The organism is Streptomyces sp. NPDC014733, from assembly GCF_043083385.1.
Classification (GTDB): Bacteria; Actinomycetota; Actinomycetes; order Streptomycetales; family Streptomycetaceae; genus Streptomyces.
The window spans coordinates 123537-139129 of sequence record NZ_JBIBYO010000006.1 but is presented as its reverse complement, the minus strand read 5'-3'; the positions used below and the strand labels follow the sequence as shown (position 1 = coordinate 139129).

Here is a 15593-nt window from a genome sequence, read left to right as displayed (position 1 = left end):
GACCTCAGCGAGATCACAGGGAGCAACCGGAATGGGTTCGGTTCGCGTAGCCATCGTCGGCGTGGGCAACTGCGCCGCCTCGCTGGTACAGGGCGTCGAGTTCTACAAGGACGCCGATCCGGAGAGCCGTGTGCCCGGCCTCATGCATGTGCAGTTCGGCGACTACCACGTCCGTGACATCGAGTTCGTGGCCGCATTCGACGTCGACGCCAAGAAGGTCGGCCTGGATCTCGCGGACGCCATCGACGCCGGCGAGAACAACACCATCAAGATCTGCGACGTGCCGCACGCCGGTGTGACGGTCCAGCGCGGCCACACCCTCGATGGCCTGGGCAAGTACTACCGCATGACGATCGAGGAGTCGGAGGAGGCTCCGGTCGACATCGTCCAGGTTCTGAAGGACAAGCAGGTCGACGTCCTCGTCTGCTACCTCCCTGTCGGTTCGGAGGAGGCGGCGAAGTACTACGCGCAGTGCGCCATCGACGCCAAGGTCGCCTTCGTCAACGCCCTCCCGGTCTTCATCGCCGGCACCAAGGAGTGGGCGGACAAGTTCACCGAGGCCGGTGTGCCGATCGTCGGTGACGACATCAAGTCGCAGGTCGGCGCCACCATCACGCACCGTGTGATGGCCAAGCTCTTCGAGGACCGGGGCGTCATCCTGGACCGCACGATGCAGCTGAACGTCGGCGGCAACATGGACTTCAAGAACATGCTGGAGCGGGAGCGGCTGGAGTCCAAGAAGATCTCCAAGACGCAGGCCGTCACCTCGCAGATCAGGGACCGTGAACTGGGCGAGGACAACGTCCACATCGGCCCCTCGGACTTCGTGGCCTGGCTGGACGACCGCAAGTGGGCGTACGTCCGCCTCGAGGGCCGTGCGTTCGGCGACGTCCCGCTGAACCTGGAGTACAAGCTCGAGGTCTGGGACTCCCCGAACTCCGCGGGCGTCATCATCGACGCGCTGCGCGCCGCGAAGATCGCCAAGGACCGCGGCCTCGGCGGTCCGGTCCTCTCCGCCTCCTCGTACTTCATGAAGTCGCCGCCCGTGCAGTACTTCGACGACGAGGCACGCGAGAACGTCGAGAAGTTCATCAAGGGCGAGGTCGAGCGCTGACGCTCCCCTCATCGCCACGCTCCGCGGGCCTCCGGGTATCTCTCCCGGGGGCCCGCGGGCTGTGTGAGGCTGTGCCTCATGCATGCTGTGCGCAACCTGCGCGTGTTACTCCGGCTACGTGACTTCCGTTCGCTTCTTGCCGCACGGATGCTGTCCCAGGCGGCCGACGGGGTGTTCCAGGTCGCGCTCGCCACCTACGTCGTCTTCTCGCCGGAGAAGCAGACCTCACCGGCGGCCATCGCCTCCGCCATGGCGATCCTGCTGCTGCCGTACTCGCTCCTCGGTCCGTTCACCGGCGTGCTGCTCGACCGCTGGCGGCGCCGCCAGGTCCTGCTCCACGGCAATCTGCTGCGCACGCTGCTGGCCATGGTGACGGCGGCGCTGATCACATCGGACGTCCCCGCCTGGCTCTTCTACGCTTCGGCCCTCTCGGTGACCGCAGTGAACCGGTTCGTCCTGGCCGGGCTCTCGGCGGCGCTGCCCCGGGTGGTCGACGGCGGACAACAGCTGGTCATGGCCAACTCCCTTGCCCCCACGGCCGGTACACTCGCCGCGACGGCGGGCGGCGGGCTCGCCTTCGCGGTCCGGCTGGCCGGCCCGGACGTGGACGCGTTCGTCATACTGCTGGCCGCGACCCTCTACTTCTGCTCGGCGCTCACCGCGCTGCGTATGACGCCACAGTTGCTCGGCCCCGATCTCACCGCCCGCCCACCGCATCTGCGACAAGCCCTGCTGAGCACCGTACGAGGTCTCGTGGCGGGGGTACGCCACCTCGCCGAGCGGCGCACCCCGGCCCGTGCACTGGCCGCGATGACCCTCATCCGCTTCTGCTACGGAGCGCTGACGGTCATGGTGCTGATGCTGTGCCGGTACGCCTGGGCGGCGACCGAATCCGAGGGGCTGGCCCTGCTCGGGGTCGCTGTCCTGGTGTCGGGCGCGGGCTTCTTCACGGCCGCCGTCGTCACTCCGTGGGCGGTGGCGCGCTTCGGCACGTTCGGCTGGATCGCCTGCTGCGCCGCCATGGGCGCGGTGCTGGTGCCGGCGCTCGGCCTGTTCTTCACGCCGGGGCCGATGCTGGCCGCCGCCTTCGTGCTCGGTCTCGGCACCCAAGGAACCAAGATCTCCACGGACACGGTCGTCCAGTCCACGGTCGACGACGCGTTCCGCGGCCGGATCTTCGCCATCTACGACGTGCTGTTCAACATCGCCTTCGTCGGTGCCGCCGCGGTCGCCGCCCTCGTGCTGCCACCGGACGGCAGGTCCGGCGTTCTGCTGCTCATGGTGACCGTGATCTACGCATGCGTCGCCGCGACGGTGGTGCGCCGGCGGCACGGGTAGGCACCGCGTCCCCGCACGGTGGCAGCCGGGTGAGGCGGCCGGGCACGCGGACCGGATACCTTACGGGCGTCCAGCACGACCTGTACACATCAGACTTCGGGGGAGTTCCATGACCATGCCGCCTCAGGGCCCGAACCCTTACGGCCAGGCGCCGTACGGGCAGAGCCCCTATCCCCAGGCACCGCAGCCGCCCCAGGCTCCCTACGGTCAGCCCCAGCCCGGGTACGCCTACCCTCAGCAGCCACCGTCTCCGTACGGCTATCAGCAGCCGCAGCCGGGGTACCCCGCGCCGCCGCAGCAGCCTTATGTGCAGGGCGGTGCTCCCGTACCTCCGCCGCATCCCGCCAGGAAGAGGTCCCCCAAGACGATCCTGAAGGGCATCGGCGTCGTCATCATGCTGATCGCCGGCGCGTTCTTCTGGATCAGCAGCCTGGACGACGCGGACAGCGCCGAGGTCGGTGACTGTGTCAAGAAGTCCGAGAGCTCGCTCGACGACGGGCTCAAGGTCGTGGATTGCGGCACCGCGGAGGCCCAGTACAAGGTGACCGCGGTGCACAACGACACCTCTGACCCCTCTGTCTGCCCTGCGGGGGGGTCGGCGTACTCCAAGTCCGTGCAGCGCCGTAAGCGCGCCGACACCCACATGGTGCTCTGTCTGACCCCGGCGAAGTAGAGCGAACCCGGCACGGCGGAGAAGCCACGGGGTGGTGTTTCACGTGAAACACCACCCCGAACCTCATCCACCATGTTTCACGCGAAACATGACGGCCCACCAACCGCTCGGTCCGTCGGCGCCTGTTTCACGTGAAACACAGCACGCCTGCCGCAGCCGGTTTCACGTGAAACCCCGCGGTCGCCCACCCGGTTTCACGTGAAACACACGGCCTCAGCTCTGCTGGCCTGCCCACCACTCCTTGAGCGCGGCGATCGCTTCCTCGCGCTCCATCGGGCCGTTCTCCAGCCGGAGCTCCAGCATCTGCTTGTACGCCTTGCCGACGGCCGGGCCCGGCGCGATGTCCAGGATCTGCATGATCTCGTTGCCGTCCAGGTCGGGGCGGATCGCCTCCAGCTCCTCCTGCTCCTGGAGGTGTGCGATGCGCTCCTCCAGGCCGTCGTACGCACGCGACAAGGCATTCGCCTTCCGCTTGTTACGCGTCGTGCAGTCCGAGCGGGTGAGCTTGTGCAGCCGGGTCAGCTGCGGGCCCGCGTCGCGGACATAGCGGCGGACCGCGGAGTCCGTCCACTCGCCGGTCCCGTAGCCGTGGAACCGCAGATGCAGCTCCACCAGCCGCGAGACGTCCTTCACCAGGTCGTTCGAGTACTTCAGCGCGATCATGCGCTTCTTGGTCATCTTGGCCCCGACCACCTCGTGGTGGTGGAACGAGACCCGGCCGTCCTTCTCGAAGCGGCGGGTCTTCGGCTTCCCGATGTCGTGCAGCAGCGCCGACAGCCGCAGCACCAGGTCCGGCCCGTCCTCTTCGAGATCGATCGCCTGCTCCAGGACCGTGAGCGTGTGCTCGTAGACGTCCTTGTGGCGGTGATGCTCGTCACGCTCCAGCCGGAGCGCGGGCAGTTCGGGCAGCACCCGCTCGGCGAGCCCCGAGTCGACCAGCAGCCGGAGGCCCTTGCGCGGGTGCGGCGCCAGAATCAGCTTGTTCAGCTCGTCCCGGACGCGCTCCGCGGACACGATCTCGATCCGCCCCGCCATCGCCTTCATCGCCGCCACGACGTCGGGGTCGACCTCGAAGTCCAGCTGGGCGGCGAACCGGGCCGCGCGCATCATCCGCAGCGGGTCGTCCGAGAAGGAGTCCTGCGGGGTGCCGGGCGTCCGCAGCACCCGGGCCGCCAGGTCCTCCAGACCGCCGTGCGGGTCGATGAACTCCTTCTGCGGAAGGAAGACGGCCATCGCGTTCACCGTGAAGTCACGGCGGACCAGGTCTTCCTCGATGGAGTCGCCGTAGGACACCTCCGGCTTGCGCGAGGTGCGGTCGTACGCCTCCGAGCGGTACGTCGTGACCTCGATGTCGAAGGAGCTCTTCTTGCAGCCGACGGTGCCGAACGCGATGCCGACCTCCCACACCGCGTCGGCCCATGGACGGACGATCTTCAGAACGTCCTCGGGGCGCGCGTCCGTGGTGAAATCCAGGTCGTTGCCGAGCCGGCCCAGGAGCGCATCCCGCACCGAACCGCCGACCAGGGCAAGCGTGAACCCGGCCTCCTGGAATCGGCGGGCCAGGTCGTCCGCCACGGGGGAGACCCGCAGCAGCTCGCTCACGGCACGGCGCTGCACCTGGCTCAGCGCATTCGTCGACTGCGCAGACCGCTCGGACTGCGGGGCGGGGATGTCATTGTTGGCGTTCGGCACAACTGAAAAGGGTACGTGCCCGTGCCACGCCCGGCGTCCCGCCGTCGAGGGCGCCGGCGTGACCGGCCCGGCCCGTGATCTTGTGGCGCACACCATGGTACGACGCCACTGCGCACCTCGTTACCATGCGTGGACGCACATTCCAACGACCACTGACGACGACGAGGGACGGGCGAGCGCGTGGCCGATGCGGCAAGGTTCCGGTGGACTGAACGGCCGCGCGGGCGCTGGCTACGACGCGGCGCCGCGCTGTTCACCGGGGTGCCCCTGCTCATGGGCCTGGTGCAGCTCCCGCAGGCCCCGGCCGCCCACGCCGCGGCCACCGGGCCGCGCACCGTCGACGTCAGCATCGACTCGCTGACCCCGGAGGCACCCGGCAAGGGCGACACCGTCACCGTCTCCGGCACCGTGACCAACGAGAGCCGGGCCACGGTCACCGACGCCCATGTCGCCGTCCGGCGCGGTCCGGCGCTCAACGGGCGCAGCGCGCTCGACGCCGCCGCCCGGCGCACCGGGTTCTCCCCGGCCGAGGACGGCCCCGAGGTCAAGGGGCACACCGCCGACATCGATCCGCTCCGGCCCGGCATCAGCCGCTCCTTCTCGCTCCGCGTCCCGGTCAAGGACCTCGACCTCGGCGACGGCGGCGTGTACCAGCTCGGTGTCTCCCTCTCGGGCCGCTCGCAGGGCCAGTACGAGCAGGTACTCGGCATGGAGCGGACCTTCCTTCCCTGGCAGGAAGGTGACGCGGGGAAGAAGACGCAGCTCACCTACATGTGGCCGCTGATCTCCTCCACCCATCTCACCGCCCAGACCGACGCCGACGCGGAGCAGACCCCGGTCTTCCGTGACGACGACCTCGCCTCGGAGATCAAGCCCGGCGGCCGGCTGCAGCAGATGGTCGCGCTCGGCAAGGACCTGCCGGTGACGTTCGTCATCGACCCGGACCTCCTCGCGACGGTCGAGGCGATGACCAAGCCGTACCGGGTGCACGGTCCCGACGGCCCCGCGGGCAAGAACCAGGCCGTCGCCAAAGAATGGCTGAACGACCTCATGGAGGCGGTGAAGACCCACGAGGTCGTCGCGCTCCCGTTCGCCGACCCGGATCTCGCCTCCCTCGCCCATCAGGGCAAGAACGTGCCCAGCGCGCTCGGGCACCTCGGCCCGGCCACGGAACTGGCGTCCACGACCGTCGACACGACCTTGGGGGTGAAGCCGCGCACGGACTTCGCCTGGCCCGTCGACGGCGCGATCGACTCCTCGATCGTGGACGTCGCCACCTCGGCCGGAGCCCACAACGTCATCACCCGCAGCGACAGCCTGCGCGAGTCCGACCAGCTGACCTACACGCCGACCGCGGCCCGGCCGATCGGCGGCGGCAACACCGCCGTCGTCGCGGACGCGGGGCTGTCCACCGCCTTCGAGGGCGACCTGACGCAGAGCGGCCGGGCCACCCGCGCCGTCCAGTCGTTCCTCGCCCAGACCCGGCTGATCGGCCTGCAGGACCCCGGCCGGCAGCGCAGCATCGTCGTCGCGCCGCAGCGGATGCCGTCCACCAGCCAGGCGCAGGCCATGGCCGCGGCGCTGCGGACACTGGACGCCACCGACTGGACGCAGCCGCTGGATCTCAGCGACGCCGCCAACACCGAGCCCGACCAGGCGGCCGCCCGGCACGTACCGAGCCGCGCCGCGTACCCGTCGTCGCTGCGCCGGCAGGAGATGCCGACCGAGGCGTTCCGCCAGATCCAGGAGACCCAGACGGCGCTGGACGAGTTCCGGGTGAATCTGGACCGCCCCGAGCGCGTCGTGACGCCGTTCGGGAACGCGATCATGCGGGGGATGTCGACGCAGTGGCGCGGCAACCGCGCCGGAGCGGCCGCGTTCCGCGGCTCGGTGCGGGACTACCTCACCGAGCTCACGCGGAAGGTCCACCTGATCCAGAAGTCGAACGCCACGCTCTCCGGGCGCAGCGCGACGATCCCGGTGACGGTGCAGAACAACCTTCTCCAAGGCGTCGAGGGGATGACGCTGAAGCTGACGTCCTCGCAGCCGAACCGGCTGAGCGCGGGCGAACCGCAGCGCATCAAGGTGGACGGCGGGCACAGCCAGTCCTTCAAGTTCGACACCACGGCGAACGCCAACGGTCCGGTCCGGGTGAACGCCCAGCTCTACACCGCGGACGGAAAGCCGTACGGTCAGCCGATGACGTTCGTCGTGAACGTCACGGAGATCACGGCAACGGTCATGCTCGTCATCGCGGGCGGTGTCCTGCTGCTGGTCCTGGCCGGTGTGCGGATCTACCTCCAGCGCAAGCGGGCGGCCGCCCGGAAGACGGGCGAGGGCCCGCAGGGCGAGGCAGGTCCGGACGCCACCGACGGGCCCGAGGGCCCGTCCGATCCGGACAGCCGCGACGGCCGCGACGGCACAGACGCGACCGACGACGCGGGCGTCGAGGACGCCGGGCAGCCGAGTGACGCGCCGGACACCGGTTCGGGAAACTCGGGTCCGTCCGGCTCGGGTGAGAAGGTGGACCGTTGATATGTGGCGGGGCCGCAGGGCCGGCGACGGATGAGGTGGGGCAGCGATGAACGCGCCGTTTGACGGTGACCGCGGCCGGGACGCCGAGGGCGACCCTGCGGGGCCGGTCCCACCGGCCCCGCAGGAGCCGTACGGCCTGAACGGCCGGAGCCCCTACGCGCAGGACGGCGGCCCCCGCCACGAGGCGCACCGGGGGCACGCCCCCGGGTACCCGGGCGGCGCGGTGCAGCCGCCGGGCGCGCCTGCCGAACCGTTCCCGCCGCAGCCCGCGGCCCCTTACGCCCCAGAGCAGCAGGGCTGGGGCGCGCCCGCGCCGTCCGGTCCTGTTGCGGGCCCGCCCGCCGCGGCGCCGTACGCCGACGCGGCCGAGACGGTGCAGTTCCCCGGGGTGGGCGACGCGTTCGGGCAGGCGGCGGACCAGCAGCCGGAGTCCGATGCGTTCGCGCATCTCTTCCGCGATCAGCAGCCGTACGAGTCCCGCCGACCGGTGGCGGCGGAGCCCGTACCTGCGGCGGCCGTGCCCGCGGCGGCGCCCGCTCCGGAGCCGCCGTCGCCCGAGCCGGAGCCGGTCGCGGCCGCCGGGAAGCCGTCCGGGGGCCGCGCCTCCGGACTGCTCAAGTCCAGCGCCGTGATGGCCGCCGGAACGATGGTCTCCCGCCTCACCGGCTTCGTCCGCTCCGCGCTGATCGTCGCCGCACTCGGCGGCGCGGTGCTGGGTGACTCCTGGCAGGTGGCGTACCAGCTGCCGACGATGATCTTCATCCTGACCATCGGCGGCGGTCTGAACTCCGTCTTCGTCCCGCAGCTGGTGCGCGCGATGAAGGAGGACGACGACGGCGGCGAGGCGTATGCCAACCGGCTGCTGACGCTGGTCGTCGTCATCCTGGGCGTGCTGACGGTTCTGGCGGTCGTCGCGGCGCCGTTGCTCGTGAAACTCGTCTCGTTCGACATCTCACGCGATCCGGCGGCCAACGAGGTCGCCGTCGCGTTCACCCGCTACTGCGTGCCCACGATCTTCTTCATGGGGCTGCACGTCGTGATGGGGCAGATCCTCAACGCGCGCGGCCGCTTCGGCGCGATGATGTGGACCCCGGTCCTCAACAACATCGTCATGATCGCCACGTTCGGGCTGTTCATCTGGGTGTACGGCACCGCCAAGACCTCCGGCATCGGCGTCACCACCATCCCCGACGAGGGCATCCGGCTGCTGGGCATCGGCACCCTGCTCGGTCTCGTGGTGCAGTCGCTGGCGATGATCCCGTACCTGCGGGACGCCGACTTCACGTTCCGGCTGCGGTTCGACTGGCGCGGGCACGGGCTCGGCAAGGCCGCCAAGCTCGCGAAGTGGACCGTCCTGTTCGTCCTCGCCAACCAGGCGGGCGTCCTGGTCGTCACCCAGCTCTCCACCTGGGCCGGCAACACCGCGGACCATCAGGGCCACCCCGGCACCGGTTTCATCTCGTACGCCAGCGCCCAGCTGATCTGGAACATGCCGCAGGCGATCATCACGGTCTCCGTGATGGCGGCGCTGCTGCCGCGGCTGGCCCGGTCGGCGGCCGACGGTGACACCGGCGCGGTCCGGGACGACATGTCCCAGGGCCTGCGGACCTCGGCCGTCGCCATCGTCCCGATCTCGTTCGGCTTCCTGGCGCTCGGCGTCCCGCTGTGCACGCTGGTCTACGGCTCCTCCGGCGCGGGCATCCCGATGGGCTACATGCTGATGGCCTTCGGTATCGGCCTGATTCCGTTCTCGGTGCAGTACGTGATCCTGCGGGCGTTCTACGCCTACGAGGACACCCGGACGCCCTTCTACAACACCGTGATCGTCGCGGCGGTCAACGCCGCCGCCTCGGCCGCCTGCTTCCTGATCCTGCCCGCGCGCTGGGCGGTGATCGGCATGGCGGCCGCGTACGGCATCGCCTACATGATCGGTGTCGTGGTCGCCTGGCGTCGGCTGAGCAGGCGGATGAACGGTGACCTGGACAGCGCCCGTATCGTGCGCACGTACGCCCGTCTGGCGGGCGCAAGCATTCCCGCAACCGTCATCGCCGGTGCGGCCGTGTACGGCATCATGCAGGGACTGGGCAGCGGATTCCTCGGGTCGCTGGCCGCGCTGATCGTGGGTGCGGTCGCCCTTCTGGGCGTCTTCTACGTGGCCGCGCGGAAGATGCGCATCGAGGAGATGACGGCGCTGGTCGGCATGGTCCGGGCCAAGCTGGGGCGCTGAGGCACAACCATCGACCGCCACCGCGTGTCGTGCATAGTGGCGGACTGTGGGCACAATTGTCGTGGCTCATTGAGCCTGCAACGGATGGGGAGGCAGGAACGACGGTGGCGGAACGGAGCACGGCTGCCGTCGACGTGGCCGACACGAGCGGTGACCAACCGCTGACCGCCAAGGCGGAGAAGGCCACGGACGACGGTGCGAAGCCCGACAAGGCGTCCGGCGCGGAGAAGGAAGCCGTCGGCACCGATGACGCGGCCGCCGCAGCCGACGCGCAACCCTCCGAGCTGCACAGCGGCCACAAGCTCGCCAAGCGCTACCGCTTGGAGGAGTGCGTCACCCGGCTGGAGGGGTTCAGCAGCTGGCGTGCGGTCGACGAGAAACTGCGCCGCGCCGTCGGGGTGCACATCCTGCCCGCCGACCACCCCCGGGCCCGCCCGGTGCTGTCGGCAGCCCGTTCCGCGGCGCTCCTCGGCGACCCGCGCTTCGTGCAGATCCTCGACGCCGTCGAGGAGAACGACCTCGTCTACGTCGTCCACGAGTGGCTGCCCGACGCCACCGATCTGGCCACCGTGCTCGCCGCGGGCCCTCTGGAGCCGCACGACGCCTACCAGCTCGTCAGCCAGGTCTCCCAGGCGATGGCCGCCGCCCACCGCGAGGGCCTGTCGCATCTGCGGATCAATCCCGGATCGGTGCTCCGCACGGAGTCCGGGCAGTACCGCATCCGCGGCCTCGCGATCATGGCGGCGCTGCGGGGGCTCACCTGCGACGAACCGCAACGCTCGGACACGGAGGCGATCGGTGCGCTGCTCTACGCCGCGCTGACCCAGCGCTGGCCGTACGAGAACGACGCCTACGGCATGTCCGGTCTGCCCAAGGGCGTCGGACTGATCGCTCCCGACCAGGTGCGGGCCGGCGTCCACCGCGGTCTGTCCGAGCTGGCCATGCGCGCGCTGGTCAACGACGGTGCCACCGCTTCCCGCCAGGAACAGCCGTGCACCACTCCGGACGAGCTGGCCAAGGCGGTGGCGGCGATGCCCCGCATCCGGCCCCCGGAGACGGCGTTCACCACCCCGCCGCCGTACCAGCGGACCCAGTACCAGCAGGGCAGCTACGGCCAGGCGGCGCGGAACCCGATGAACCGCGCCACCCAGCCGGTTCCCACGCCGCCTCCCCCGCTGCAGAGCCGCACCGGCAAGGCGCTGAAGTGGTGCGTCTCCGCGCTGCTGATCGCCGCGCTGGGACTGGGCAGCTGGCAGCTGGCGGACACCCTGCTCAAGCAGGAGAACGACACCTCCGGCAGCGGCACCCCGCAGGCCAACGCGCACCACGACACCAAGCCGAACGGCAAGCCGCTCAAGATCGAGGACGCCGCCGAGTACTACCCGGACGGGCGCCCGCAACATCCCGATCAGGTGCGCTACACCTACGACAAGGACTCCAGCACCTACTGGCGGAGCATGAGCTACCGCGACGGTCCCGACATGAACCCGCACTTCAAGCAGGGTGTCGGCATCGTCTACGACCTCGGCGCGGAGCAGCGGATCGGCGGCGCGTCGATAGATCTGCACTACGCGGGCCCGCACACCAAGGTCACGCTCTACGCCGCGCCGTCCCTGTCGCCCTCCACTCCGCTCGGTTCCATGAAGCGCATCGGCGGTGCGGACACCTCGGAGACGGTCGCGAAGGTCAGCCTCGACTCCCCGGCGAAGGCGCGCTACGTCCTGGTCTGGATGACGGCGATGCCCTACGCGCCGGGCGACGACTACAGCAGCGCGGGCTACAAGCAGGCCATCCGGGAGATTTCCTTCACCGGCTGAGGTCCTCCACCGGCTGAGGTCCTCAGGACATTCCGCAGGCAACGCAGGGGCCCGGTCGATCCGTCGGCCGGGCCCCTACGTTGCCCTCCGCCTGGACGGATCGACCGGTACCGCCGGGTTTCCCCCGCATTCCGGAACAAGCCCGGTTTCCCCCGGGCACGAACACCGCATTTCTCCCCCTTTACCGCAGGCCCCGGCGGCAAGGGCTCGTTTGCGCTGGTCAGTGGCCTTCTTGTGAGGCCGTGCACCCGCCGTTTCATTTACTTTCGCCAGGCGGCGGGCTTCAATGGGGCGGGGGAAAGAGCACCTGTGGGAGGGCCGTGCGCGCCGAAGATGACGAAGCAGCCACGTCGAGCGACGCCGAGCTTCTTGCGCTGCACGTCAAAGGTGATCCCGATGCCTTCGGGGAAATCGTCCGACGCCACCGCGACCGGCTCTGGGCCGTCGCGATCCGTACCCTCGGCGACCGCGAAGAGGCCGCCGATGCCGTGCAGGACGCACTGGTCTCCGCGTATCGGGCCGCCCACACCTTCCGCGGCCAGTCGGCTGTCACCACCTGGCTGCACCGCATCACGGTCAACGCCTGTCTGGACCGGGCCCGCAAGGCGGCCTCCCGGCGGACGTCGCCCGTCGCCGAGACCGATCAGCTGGACCAGCTCCTGGAGCCGCAGGAGTCGGCCGCGGTACCGGCGGAGCGCCAGGATCTCCACCGCGAGCTGCTGGGCGCGCTGCGTACCCTTCCGGAGGAGCAACGCGCCGCGCTCGTCCTCGTCGACATGCAGGGCTACCCCGTCGCGGAAGCGGCGGCTGTCCTCGATGTGCCCACGGGCACGGTGAAGAGCCGCTGTGCACGCGGTCGTGCCCGACTGCTGCCACTGGTCCGGCATCTCAGGGCGGACAACGGGAGCGGAACGACGGAAGCGGCAAGGAACCAGGAGCCGGGGGGATCCGTCCCACCAACACCAGGACCGAACGACACAGGTGCCGTGAAGGACGGAGGTGGGCGAGCGTGACGTCGACAACCGGCACGGATGAGCACCCGGAGGTCTCGGAGATCTCCGACCTGGCGGAGGGCCTGCTTTCCCCGGCCCGTACCGCCGAGGTCCGCGCGCACCTGGCGTCGTGCGTACTCTGCGAGGACGTCTTCGCCTCCCTGGAGGAGATCCGGGGCCTGCTCGGCACGCTTCCCGGGCCGGTCTCCATGCCCGCCGAGGTCGCCGGACGCATCGACGCCGCGCTTGCTGCCGAGGCGCTGCTGAATGCCGCGCCGGAGCCCTCGGTTTCACGTGAAACGCCCGACGAGCCGGCCACGGATTCCGCTGCCGGATCCATTCCTGAGCCCCGTGAAACACCTGATCCGTCCGGCCCCGTTTCACGTGAAACAGCCGCGGACACCGCCGATGTTTCACGTGAAACCGAGGCCACGCCCCCGTCTCCGGGCACCGATCGCCCCGCCGGACGCCCCCGCGGCGCCACCGGACCCGGGCGGCGCGCCCCTGGCGGACGGACGCCCCGGTCCCGTCGCTGGCCCCGCGTCCTGTTGGGCACGGCCGCGGCCGCCGCCCTGATCGGCGTGGGCGGGATCGTCGTACAGAACTCCTCGACCGAGACCGGCGACGACGGCGGGCCGGGCCGGCAGCCCACGGCGACGAAAAAGACCACCGCCGCGCCCGGGGAACTGTCCTCCGCGACGCTCGCCACACAGGTCCACAAGCTCCTCGCCGCCAAGGGCGCGCAGAAGGCCCCCGAGATCGGTACCCGCAGCGAACCGGAAACCCCGATGCGGGGCGGAGACGCCACCGTGCCGTCCTGCGTCAGCAGGGGCATCGGCCGCTCCGAGTCCCCGCTCGCGGCCCGTCAGGACACCTACCAGGGCAAGAGCGTCTATCTCGTCGTGCTCTCGATGCCCGCCGATCCGAAGCGTGTTACCGCCTACGTGGTCGACGCCTCCTGCATCTCCGCTACGCCGCCGGCGCCCGGCTCCGTTCTGCTGAGCCGTTCCTACCCCCGGGACTGAGCGGCCACTGTGCGCTGCGGCACGCCGGGAATGCTCGGCCCGTAGGATCCGTTGGGTGGGGTGAGAGTTCCCAGAGCCCCAGCAAGCAGTCGGCAGAGACAAGGAAGACACCCGTGAGCGACGTCCGCAACGTGATCATCATCGGCTCCGGGCCCGCGGGATACACCGCTGCGCTCTACACCGCCCGTGCTTCCCTGAAGCCGTTGGTGTTCGAAGGTGCCGTCACCGCCGGCGGTGCGCTGATGAACACCACCGACGTGGAGAACTTCCCCGGTTTCCGGGACGGCATCATGGGCCCCGACCTCATGGACAACATGCGAGCCCAGGCCGAGCGTTTCGGCGCCGAGCTGGTGCCGGACGACATCGTCGCCGTCGACCTCTCCGGGGAGATCAAGACCGTCACCGACACCGCCGGTACCGTACACCGTGCGAAGGCCGTCATCGTCACGACCGGCTCGCAGCACCGCAAGCTCGGTCTGCCCCGTGAGGACGAGCTCTCCGGCCGCGGCGTCTCGTGGTGCGCCACCTGCGACGGGTTCTTCTTCAAGGACCAGGACATCGCCGTCATCGGCGGCGGTGACACCGCGATGGAGGAGGCCACCTTCCTCTCCCGGTTCGCCAAGTCCGTGACGATCGTGCACCGCCGCGACACCCTGCGGGCGAGCAAGGCGATGCAGGAGCGCGCCTTCGCCGACCCGAAGATCAAGTTCGTGTGGGACAGCGAGGTCGCCGAGATCCAGGGCGAGAACAAGCTCTCCGGCCTGACGCTGCGCAACCTCAGGACCGGCGAGACCTCCGAGCTTCCGGTCACCGGCCTGTTCATCGCGATCGGCCACGACCCGCGCACCGAGCTGTTCAAGGAGCAGCTGAAGCTCGACAACGAGGGCTACCTCAAGGTCGACGCCCCCAGCACCCGCACCAACCTGCAGGGCGTCTTCGCCGCCGGTGACGTGGTCGACCACACCTACCGTCAGGCGATCACCGCCGCCGGCACCGGCTGCTCCGCCGCGCTCGACGCCGAGCGTTTCCTCGCGGCGCTCTCCGACGGCGACGCCACCCCCGAGCCCGAGAAGACCGCAGTCGTCTGAGCCCGCGGTTCCCCACTTTCCACCACCCCTGAAGCAAAAGGAGACTGCCATGGCCGGCGCCACGGTTACCGTCACGGACGCCAACTTCGAAGAGGTCGTCCTCAAGAGCGACAAGCCCGTTCTCGTGGACTTCTGGGCCACCTGGTGTGGCCCGTGCCGTCAGGTTGCCCCGTCGCTGGAGGCCATCGCCGCCGAGCACGACGAGATCGTCATCGCCAAGCTGAACACCGACGAGAACCCGGCCACCACCGCCAAGTACGGCGTCATGTCGATCCCGACCATGAACGTCTACAAGGACGGCGAGGTCGTGAAGACCATCGTCGGTGCCAAGCCCAAGGCCGGCATCGAGCGCGAGCTGTCGGACTTCCTCGCCTGAGCGAGACGCCCCGATGTTTCACGTGAAACGGGCCTGCCCCCCAGAGGGCAGGCCCGTTTCACATGCCGCCGTGCTCACAACGGCCGTAGCGCGGGCTCCTTCTGCACCGCCCCCAGCAGCCGGTCGAGCGCCAGCTCCACATCTTCCTTCCACGACAGCGTCGACCTCAGCTCCAGCCGCAGCCGCGGATAGCGGGAGTGCGGTCGTACGGTCTTGAAGCCGACGGCCAGGAGATGGTCGGCGGGCAGCACACACGCCGGTTCGGACCACTGGGCGTCGCCAAAAGCCTCGATGGCCTTGAAGCCCCGCCGGATCAGATCCTTCGCCACGGTCTGCACCATCACCCGCCCCAGCCCCTGCCGCTGAAAACCAGGCACCAACCGGGCCGTCAGCAGCTGCACCGCATCAGCGGACACCGGGCTCGTGGGGAACGCCATCGCACGTGGTACGTACGCGGGCGGCGCATAGAGCACGAACCCGGCCGGTACGTCGTCCACGTAGACCACTCGCCCGCAGGACCCCCAGTCCAGCAGGACGGCGGAGAGCCAGGCTTCCTTCTCCGGACCGGCACGGCCCGCCGCCACCGCCGCGTCCCCACTGACAGGGTCCAGCTCCCAGAACACACAGGAGCGGCAGGGCTTGGGGATGTCCGCAAGGTTGTCCAGGGTGAGCGGTACGAGCCGACGGCCCATGGCGCCAGATCCTCACTTCTCTCG

12 protein-coding genes are annotated in these 15593 nt (G+C 69.9%); 10 read left to right on the top strand and 2 right to left on the bottom strand.

Features of this window, described 5'->3' with window-relative positions:
- The first annotated feature begins 31 nt into the window (after positions 1–31).
- The 3 genes from ACF1BH_RS16570 to ACF1BH_RS16560 all read left to right on the top strand — a co-directional run bounded on the left by ACF1BH_RS16570 (position 32) and on the right by ACF1BH_RS16560 (position 3125).
- On the top strand, positions 32–1114 hold the full coding sequence (locus ACF1BH_RS16570) for an inositol-3-phosphate synthase (RefSeq protein ID WP_391643186.1): 1083 nt from the start codon (positions 32–34) through the stop codon (positions 1112–1114).
- Positions 1115–1192: 78 nt separating this feature from the next.
- A complete protein-coding gene (locus ACF1BH_RS16565) occupies positions 1193–2452 on the top strand; it encodes an MFS transporter (protein WP_391643185.1) in 1260 nt (419 codons plus the stop codon).
- Between the two features lie 109 nt (positions 2453–2561).
- On the top strand, positions 2562–3125 hold the full coding sequence (locus tag ACF1BH_RS16560; protein WP_391643184.1) for a hypothetical protein: 564 nt from the start codon (positions 2562–2564) through the stop codon (positions 3123–3125).
- Positions 3126–3338: 213 nt separating this feature from the next.
- Here the strand turns inward: ACF1BH_RS16560 and ACF1BH_RS16555 are convergent, their stop codons facing one another.
- The gene (locus tag ACF1BH_RS16555; RefSeq protein WP_391643183.1) at positions 3339–4817 is read right to left on the bottom strand and encodes a CCA tRNA nucleotidyltransferase; all 1479 of its coding nucleotides are present in this window, start codon (positions 4815–4817) and stop codon (positions 3339–3341) included.
- Positions 4818–4997: 180 nt separating this feature from the next.
- Here ACF1BH_RS16555 and ACF1BH_RS16550 point away from each other — a divergent pair, with 180 nt between their 5' ends.
- The 7 genes from ACF1BH_RS16550 to trxA all read left to right on the top strand — a co-directional run bounded on the left by ACF1BH_RS16550 (position 4998) and on the right by trxA (position 14877).
- Positions 4998–7352, top strand: coding sequence for a DUF6049 family protein (locus ACF1BH_RS16550; protein ID WP_391643182.1), 2355 nt, complete (start codon positions 4998–5000; stop codon positions 7350–7352).
- 46 nt (positions 7353–7398) lie between these two features.
- Positions 7399–9579 carry a murein biosynthesis integral membrane protein MurJ gene (murJ, locus tag ACF1BH_RS16545; protein WP_391643181.1) on the top strand — a complete coding sequence of 727 codons (2181 nt, stop codon included), beginning with the start codon at positions 7399–7401 and terminating at the stop codon, positions 9577–9579.
- A gap of 104 nt (positions 9580–9683) precedes the next feature.
- The gene (locus ACF1BH_RS16540; protein ID WP_391643180.1) at positions 9684–11396 is read left to right on the top strand and encodes a protein kinase family protein; all 1713 of its coding nucleotides are present in this window, start codon (positions 9684–9686) and stop codon (positions 11394–11396) included.
- Positions 11397–11716: 320 nt separating this feature from the next.
- Positions 11717–12409: an RNA polymerase sigma factor SigM gene (gene sigM, locus ACF1BH_RS16535; protein WP_391643179.1), complete on the top strand. Its 693-nt coding sequence runs from the start codon at positions 11717–11719 to the stop codon at positions 12407–12409.
- Complete coding sequence (locus tag ACF1BH_RS16530; RefSeq protein WP_391643178.1) at positions 12406–13413, top strand: zf-HC2 domain-containing protein; 1008 nt, start codon at positions 12406–12408, stop codon at positions 13411–13413. Before sigM ends, ACF1BH_RS16530 begins: the two co-directional genes overlap by 4 nt.
- 113 nt (positions 13414–13526) lie before the next feature.
- Positions 13527–14501, top strand: coding sequence for a thioredoxin-disulfide reductase (gene trxB, locus ACF1BH_RS16525; protein WP_391643177.1), 975 nt, complete (start codon positions 13527–13529; stop codon positions 14499–14501).
- Between the two features lie 49 nt (positions 14502–14550).
- Complete coding sequence (gene trxA / locus ACF1BH_RS16520; protein ID WP_391643176.1) at positions 14551–14877, top strand: thioredoxin; 327 nt, start codon at positions 14551–14553, stop codon at positions 14875–14877.
- A gap of 74 nt (positions 14878–14951) precedes the next feature.
- Here trxA and ACF1BH_RS16515 read toward each other — a convergent pair whose 3' ends face one another.
- On the bottom strand, positions 14952–15569 hold the full coding sequence (locus ACF1BH_RS16515) for a GNAT family N-acetyltransferase (RefSeq protein ID WP_030285662.1): 618 nt from the start codon (positions 15567–15569) through the stop codon (positions 14952–14954).
- Positions 15570–15593: the final 24 nt, after the last annotated feature.

Bases quoted from the DNA above. Each gene is read 5' to 3' on its own strand.
- ACF1BH_RS16570 (WP_391643186.1), top strand. From the start codon at position 32: ATGGGTTCGGTTCGCGTAGCCATCGTCGGCGTGGGCAACTGCGCCGCC.
- ACF1BH_RS16565 (WP_391643185.1), top strand. From the start codon at position 1,193: ATGCATGCTGTGCGCAACCTGCGCGTGTTACTCCGGCTACGTGACTTC.
- ACF1BH_RS16560 (WP_391643184.1), top strand. From the start codon at position 2,562: ATGACCATGCCGCCTCAGGGCCCGAACCCTTACGGCCAGGCGCCGTAC.
- murJ (WP_391643181.1), top strand. From the start codon at position 7,399: ATGAACGCGCCGTTTGACGGTGACCGCGGCCGGGACGCCGAGGGCGAC.
- trxA (WP_391643176.1), top strand. From the start codon at position 14,551: ATGGCCGGCGCCACGGTTACCGTCACGGACGCCAACTTCGAAGAGGTC.
- ACF1BH_RS16515 (WP_030285662.1), bottom strand. From the start codon at position 15,569: ATGGGCCGTCGGCTCGTACCGCTCACCCTGGACAACCTTGCGGACATC.